At 67.8% G+C, this 1,576-nt stretch carries 2 protein-coding genes and 1 pseudogene; 1 reads left to right on the top strand and 2 read right to left on the bottom strand.

Annotation, left to right across the window (positions count from 1 at the left end):
• Nucleotides 1-500: phosphoribosylformylglycinamidine synthase subunit PurQ (gene purQ / locus WA944_RS08225; protein WP_526607770.1), on the top strand; the 500-nt coding region annotated here is incomplete at its 5' end.
• Between the two features lie 31 nt (nucleotides 501-531).
• Here purQ and WA944_RS08220 read toward each other — a convergent pair.
• A complete protein-coding gene (locus WA944_RS08220) occupies nucleotides 532-1,329 on the bottom strand; it encodes a family 1 encapsulin nanocompartment shell protein (RefSeq protein WP_526369314.1) in 798 nt (265 codons plus the stop codon).
• A pseudogene (locus tag WA944_RS08215) lies at nucleotides 1,329-1,576 on the bottom strand (Dyp-type peroxidase); the annotation flags it as partial. The gene WA944_RS08220 and the pseudogene WA944_RS08215, both read right to left, overlap by 1 nt.

Genomic DNA, 1,576 nt, shown 5'->3' with positions numbered 1-1,576 from the left:
GCTGTGGGGCGATCGCGCGGTTCGCGCCGGTGATGGGAGAGGTCGCCGCCGCCGCTGAGCACGGCATGCCCGTGCTGGGGATCTGCAACGGTTTCCAGGTGCTCTGCGAGGCCGGTCTGCTGCCCGGAGCACTGACACGCAACGCCGGTCTGCACTTCATCTGCCGCGACGTCTGGCTCGAGGTCGCGTCCAACACGTCGGCCTGGACGTCGCGCTACGAGCAGGGCGCCGACCTGCTGGTGCCGCTGAAGTCCGGCGAGGGCCGCTACGTCGCGAGCGAGGCGGTGCTCGACGAGCTCGAGGGGGAGGGTCGGGTGGTCTTCCGCTACCGGGAGAACGCCAACGGCTCGATGCGCGACATCGCAGGCATCAGCTCGGCCAACGGCCGCGTCGTGGGCCTGATGCCGCACCCCGAGCACGCCACCGAAGCGCTGACCGGCCCGTCCGACGACGGACTCGGGCTGTTCCTGTCCGCGCTGGACTCGGTTCTGGTCTCCTGAGCAAAACGTACGCAGTCCGGCGGGGCAACGGTCAGGCGCTGAGGGCGACCGAGGCCTCCGCGGTGTAGCACAGGAACGTCAGCGTCTCCTCCAGGTACAGCGAGACGGTGTCCGCGTCGTGGGACAGATAACCGATCGACACGTCGGTGCCCAGCTGCAGGTCGAAATCGCCGCCGCGGGTGGACAATACAAAGGCGCCGTCGATGGCCGGGGCCCAGATGATGTCGCCGTCGACCAGCCGGTTGAGGTGCTCACGGATCGGATAGCCGTGGGCGGTGGTCTCGCTGACCTTGGTGTACACCTCTGCCGACAACAGCACGCTGTAGGGGCCGTCGACGCCGGCCAGCCGCAGTTCCGAGAGTGCCTGGCTGATCACATCGGGGATCTCACGGGGGTCTTCGGGCAGTGCCAGGTTCGGGCAGGAGCTCGACTTGCGGATCCCGCTGATCTGGGCGGCCTCATAGCCCTCGAAGATCGCCCGGTCCTCGACGAAGGCCAGCTTCCTGGCGGCCTCCTTGACCGGATCCCAGTCCGAATCCTGAGAACCCCGCTCGACGTCGTCGATGTCGATTCGGTTGACGGTGAACGGCACCCGTAACCGGACCAGCTGACGGGCATCACGCAGGTGGGCGAGCACCCCGTCGCCGGGGGCGGTGACGTCGGTCAGGTGACCCGTGCTCACCGCGGCCGTCACCGGTCCGCCCGGTTCGCTCACGTCGACCACCCGACGGCCCGCGATGTGGCGCTTGAACGTCCGAGTGGCCTCCAGCTCGATCTCCGCCCAGGCGGCCTCGGTGACCGGTGCCAGCTCGCGATACAGGTTGTTCATCAGGGTTGTCCTTTCAGGCTGCCGATCCTCAGGGACCCGTCATGGTCGGCGGAAGTCACCGTCGGAACCACCTCGTCGTCGACGGTCGAATCGGGTAACGGGGGTGGGTCGGTGAGGAAGTCCACGATCGGTGTGAAGAACATCGAGCCGGTGACGGCGGTGGAGAAATCCAGGACGCGGTCGGTGTTCCCCGGTGGGTCGCCGACGAACATGTTCTGCAGCATCCGCTCGGTGACCACCGCAGAGC

The organism is Mycobacterium sp. (assembly GCF_049683355.1).
In the GTDB taxonomy this organism is placed as follows: domain Bacteria; phylum Actinomycetota; class Actinomycetes; order Mycobacteriales; family Mycobacteriaceae; genus Mycobacterium.
Note: the sequence above shows the minus strand (reverse complement) of the source record. Positions and strands in the feature narration are given on the sequence as shown.